The organism is Polaribacter vadi (genome assembly GCF_018861005.1).
Classification (GTDB): domain Bacteria; phylum Bacteroidota; class Bacteroidia; order Flavobacteriales; family Flavobacteriaceae; genus Polaribacter; species Polaribacter vadi_A.
Genome location: NZ_JAHKQL010000027.1, coordinates 1 through 5,035, shown reverse-complemented (window position 1 = coordinate 5,035; position 5,035 = coordinate 1). Strand labels below are relative to the sequence as shown.

General features: G+C 25.6%; 6 protein-coding genes. All 6 read right to left on the bottom strand.

What is annotated here, in order from left to right; all coding sequences use genetic code 11:
- Positions 1-430: 430 nt before the first annotated feature.
- Positions 431-1,021: a hypothetical protein gene (locus tag KO506_RS12825; protein WP_215995320.1), complete on the bottom strand. Its 591-nt coding sequence runs from the start codon at positions 1,019-1,021 to the stop codon at positions 431-433.
- A 153-nt stretch (positions 1,022-1,174) separates the two neighbouring features.
- Positions 1,175-1,801 carry a hypothetical protein gene (locus KO506_RS12820; RefSeq protein WP_215995319.1) on the bottom strand — a complete coding sequence of 209 codons (627 nt, stop codon included), beginning with the start codon at positions 1,799-1,801 and terminating at the stop codon, positions 1,175-1,177.
- A gap of 137 nt (positions 1,802-1,938) precedes the next feature.
- Complete coding sequence (locus KO506_RS12815) at positions 1,939-2,721, bottom strand: hypothetical protein (RefSeq protein WP_215995318.1); 783 nt, start codon at positions 2,719-2,721, stop codon at positions 1,939-1,941.
- Between the two features lie 350 nt (positions 2,722-3,071).
- On the bottom strand, positions 3,072-3,272 hold the full coding sequence (locus KO506_RS12810; RefSeq protein ID WP_215995317.1) for a hypothetical protein: 201 nt from the start codon (positions 3,270-3,272) through the stop codon (positions 3,072-3,074).
- Positions 3,273-3,278: 6 nt separating this feature from the next.
- Positions 3,279-3,797 (bottom strand): hypothetical protein, encoded by a 519-nt coding sequence (locus KO506_RS12805; RefSeq protein WP_215995316.1) that lies wholly within the window; start codon positions 3,795-3,797, stop codon positions 3,279-3,281.
- A gap of 143 nt (positions 3,798-3,940) precedes the next feature.
- Complete coding sequence (locus KO506_RS12800; RefSeq protein ID WP_215995315.1) at positions 3,941-4,966, bottom strand: hypothetical protein; 1,026 nt, start codon at positions 4,964-4,966, stop codon at positions 3,941-3,943.
- Positions 4,967-5,035 lie beyond the last annotated feature (69 nt).

Below are 5,035 nucleotides of genomic sequence, written 5' to 3'. Positions count from 1 at the left end.
CTGTTTTATCTTAAAATTAAAAATTTTAATTCTCGATCAGTTTTCAGATTCTACTTTTCAGTTATTTTAAAATTTCTGCTTCTATTATTTTTCCTGTTATATCTTAAAATTAAAGATTTTAATTCTCGATCAGTTTTCAGGATTTGCTTTTCAATTATCTTAAAATTTCTGCTTTTACTAGTTTTCCTGTTTTATCTTAAAATTCAACTATTAAAATCCTATTTTTTCTTAAAAAGAGATATTTAAAATATTTTCAAATTTTTTTGTTGATGTTCGGTTTTTACTTACGCCCAACGTTGTTGTATAAGCTTTGTTGCGTGGTTTAGGCAATGAATTTACTAAATAAAACACGAACGGCGAAATTCCGAAGGAATTTCCCAAGTGAGCTATAACTAGCAATAAAGTTTATACGGTGTTGCCAGTAGTTTTTTTATTCCGCTATAAATTTTTCAAATTCTATTTTGTTAATTTTTTTCAGAATTGTTCGTTTTTCCATTTTAAATTTTCCTTTATAAGTTATAGAATCGTTGTTGTCATTTGGTTTTTCTATAAAATATTCAGAAGTATTATTTCCGAAATTATATTTTGACCAAGCAAAAGTTCCTTTTCTATTTTCCTTTCTATAATAATCAGTTTCAGATTCCGCATTTAGAATTCCATATTCAACAATTTTTTTGAAATGACCATCTGTTTGTTCATTTTTCCACCAATAAGTTGTGAATTGGTCAGATTGATATTTTCTGTTTTTCCAATTTTCTCCAATTTTAGGTATTCCAAGTTTTTCGCGTTCTGAATTATATTCAATTCCGTTATTTTTATTTATTGGAATAATTAATTCATAAATCTGATTTAGTCCGATCAAAAAACCTAATGTAGCAAGTCCTTTAAGAATTCCTTTTCCCAGTGTTTTTATAGATGCTTTAAATTCCGTTTTATTCTGTTTATAATCTTTATAATAAGCAAGTAATATTCCAACAGGAGCAATTATAAATGCAATTATTATGTATATTTCGTAGTTCATTTTTTAATTACTGGCAACGTTGTTGTATAAGATTAGTTGCGTGTTTTAAGCACTAAAGTTAGCAAATAAATCACAGATAGAAAGTCCGCGAGGACTTTCGTAAGTAGGCTAGAACTAGCAATTAATTTTATACGGTGTTAGCAAATCGGTTTTTTATGTTTTAATCATATTTATCATTCCATAAGAATAACTTCCTTTTGGTAATCTGTCTCTAAAATCTTTAAAATATTTCCACAAGTTAAATTCGTTGTTAATTGACTTTAATATGTTCCGAACGTTTTTTATTTCAGACATTTCTGGGTCTTGATATCTTTCGTTTTCAGGTTCCCAATATGAATAGACACGTCTTGTTTTTCCATTTCCGATTTCAAAAACATATGTTTTTCCATCAAACCCTTTCGGATAGTTTTCAATTTCTGCACAATCTTTTAGCGTCTCAATATTTTCCGCATTTAGAGAATTAATTAATTTCTCAACAATTCTGTTTGGAATTTTTATTTTTTGATAAATAATCTCTGACTTATTCTTTCTTTTATTTTCTGTTACAAAATTTGTCAAAGTTCCGTTATAAGTTGAGTCAGTTATTTTAATCAGTTCCACAACCTGATAATCTGTCCAAATTCGGTAAGCTTTTTCAAAATTTAGACTGTCATAATGTTTTAATCCAATTTCAATTTGGTCAGACTCGATATAAGGATTCCAAAAGGATTCTTTTTCGGTTTGTCCAAATGCAAAAGTCGAAATCAGACTTAAAATTAATATGTGGATTTGTTTTTTCAACTGTTTGCTAACGTGTTTATATATGGTTTGTTGCGTGGTTTAAGCAACTAATTTAGTAAATAATTACAGACAAAGAAAATCCGCGAGGATTTTCGTAAGTAAGCAAAAAGCCAGCAATAAATTATATATGGTGTTGGCTATAGTTTTATTCCTTTCAGTTTATCAAAATCTACAAATTTATTATCTTTAGTTTCATAAATTCTATAAATCCTTTTTATTTTAGACTTTCTCAATTTTTCAACTATTAAACTAATTTTCAAATCAGGTATTTCTTTGTCTATGAATAAAGAATAGTAAGAATTTATTTTAATCCATTTTCCAATTGTAGATTCATCTGTATCTGAATCAGTTCGTAAATCATCAAGTTGATATATAATGTATGGACTCAAATCAAGAAGAAGTTTTTCAATATCGTTTTCAAGATTATTTAAATTCTCAGAATATTCAGATTTTATTTTGATTTTTCCTTTTTGATTTTCTATAAAAATCTTAACTCCATTTTTATTTTCAGTAGGTAAATATTGTGATTTTTCATTTTTTTCTAAACTTATATTCACATTATTTTTCTTAAAGATAAAGTCAGTAAAATTTTCAGCTTTTACGAATTTAAATTCGTCAAATTCAATGTTTTCATTTGTTCTAATTGTTAAAGTATCATTCTCTAATTTATATTTTAAAGAATTACTTTTTATAGAATCGTTAAATTCGTTTTTTATTATAATTGATATTTCGTTTTCGTTCGCTTTCCATTTAGATTTTACTAATGTTAGGTCTGAAAGAATTAAGGAATCTTTCTTAAACTCTAACTTACTAGTTTCATTAATTTCAAACCATTTTCCTAATAATTCCTTTTCATACTTATTTCCTCCACAGGAAATTAGGAGGAATGAAGTTAATAAAATTATAAATGTCGATTTCATTTTTTAATTATAGCCAACGTTTTGGGCTATGGTTTGTTACGGTTTTAAAACACTAAAGTACACAAACATACTTAGAATATAAGGTATGACATTACTTTCGTAAATAAGCTAATAACAGTAATAAATTATAGCCAGTGTTAGCTGTAGTTTTTTTCTTTTCCATTGCTATTGTCTATTCAAAAATATAAAGTTATAAATATTTCTTATATTTGTTTATAATTAAATATTTTATTAGATTATGAAATCAGAAAATACTTTAAATTTAGAAATAACTAATTATTCAGATTTAGAACAAAAAATAAATGAATTAAAAAGTATAGTGAATTATATAAATAATTTCAAAATTGAGATTAACGTAACGCATTAAAAACTTTTTCCTTTAATTCATCAGTAACATTATTTAATATAACGCTTGCTTTTGATTTTTCCGTAAATTCAATCTTTAACTCCCCATTTTGTGATTCTATTTCTGACATAAAAGGTTTAATTTTATTCATAATAGTTTCTTTCGCAGTTTGTTTTATAGCTTTTTGTAAGTCAAAATTTTTCATATTAATTTATTTTTTAATTTTTAATGTATCTATTTCGTTTTTTAATAAAGATAATTCGATGTTCATATCGTTCAGACGTTTTTGAAAACTATCATTTAGTTCAGTTTTTTCGAATGATAATTTATTCAATTGTTCTATATATTTTTCTGTATTATCTGGTCGTGCCAATGTTGTTAAAAGTCCGATACTAGCACCAATAAAAATATACATTATGTTATACAAAATATCATATTTTAGTCTTTTATTTGTTAACTCTTTTATTGTTAAATCTAAATCTTTTTCAGTTCGTATGTTTTCAAGATATTTCTCAATACCACCATCTTGTATTGCAAAAACTCCTTTCTCTGATAATTCGTATGTGTATTTTTGTGATGTTAGTTTAATTAATTCTAATGCTTTAGAAACTCTAAATGATTTTTTCTTTAACTCAGAAACAGCTACAGAAGATGAAATTCCTTTTTCGTATATTTCTTTTAAAAGAGAGTTAATTTCAGTTATTAGGTCATTTTTTAATTCTAGTTCCATTTTTTGAGTATGATTGGCAAATTACAGCTAACGTTGTTGTGTAAGAAAAGTTGCGTGGTTTAAGCAATAAATTTAGTAAATAAAACACGAACCAAGAAAATCCGCGAGGATTTTCGTAAGTAGGCTTTTACCAGCAATTTTTTTTACACGGTGTTAGGTGCAGTTTTTTTAAATTTTAAATCAAAGAAGTTTATTTCACTATGAAAAAATCCTTTGTATTGTCCTCTATTCATTGGGTTAGTATTTTCAATTTCATTTAATAGTGTTTCTTGACCAATAACTCCTAATTTTTCCCATAATATTGGAGATATAAATGTGTTTTCTATGTATGCAATAGCTAAAGAACTCACTGCTTTTTCAAATTTCAACGTTTTCAATTCGTCCAATTCATCTAAAAATAAGACAGATTTTTCGTGTTCAGGTAAACAAGAAAGAATTATTAATGTTTTTCCTGAAGTTGTAGGATGAATTACAAAATTTACAAATTCGTAAATTATATTAATATCTGATGACTTATTCAATTTCTTTCCTTTATAAGAGTAATTAGGATTAAATGAACCAGATAATGCAATAGGAATCAGATAATCTAATTCATAAGTAAGGTAGTATAATTCATCAAATTGTTTTTTCTCAAATATTTTGTTTAATCTTTTTTTCACAAATGAAGAATCTCTCAAACCTATTTCACTTCCTTCAGCTAGATTTAAACCTAAAAGTTTATGTGTTATACTATAAAATTTATTTTTTTTATAACCTTTTAAAGTCTCCTTTTTTGCGTGATAATCTTTAGCAAAAGCTCTATAAGAAAGTAAAAAACAATGCTTGTCATTATTTAAGTCTATCTCATTATTTTCTATTTCTTTAAAAATATTAGTGTCGTGATAATTACAGAACCCAAAAAAAGTTGAGGCACTTTTTTTTCCAATTGGTTTTAGAGAAATAACTTTTCCAAACTTATTATGTTTTAAATAAAGAAAAGACAAAACTTTCAAGTTTCCATTTACTTCAGATTCTAATAAATTTAAGACTTTGTTATTTTGGATGCTATGAGCTGATATAATTTTATCAGAGCAAAGTTTCTTTTCAAAATGAAAGCATTCTTTTATTCTAGAGTCTTTTCCAAATTCAGAAATTTGTTTATTTAATTCTATTTCTAAATTTTCCTTCATTTTTTGGTAATTGCACCTAACGTGTTTGTGTAAGGTTAGTTGCGTATTTTAAGCACTAAAGTTAGTAAA

Bases quoted from the DNA above. Each gene is read 5' to 3' on its own strand.
- KO506_RS12805 (WP_215995316.1), bottom strand. From the start codon at position 3,797: ATGGAACTAGAATTAAAAAATGACCTAATAACTGAAATTAACTCTCTT.
- KO506_RS12810 (WP_215995317.1), bottom strand. From the start codon at position 3,272: ATGAAAAATTTTGACTTACAAAAAGCTATAAAACAAACTGCGAAAGAA.
- KO506_RS12825 (WP_215995320.1), bottom strand. From the start codon at position 1,021: ATGAACTACGAAATATACATAATAATTGCATTTATAATTGCTCCTGTT.
- KO506_RS12815 (WP_215995318.1), bottom strand. From the start codon at position 2,721: ATGAAATCGACATTTATAATTTTATTAACTTCATTCCTCCTAATTTCC.
- KO506_RS12800 (WP_215995315.1), bottom strand. From the start codon at position 4,966: ATGAAGGAAAATTTAGAAATAGAATTAAATAAACAAATTTCTGAATTT.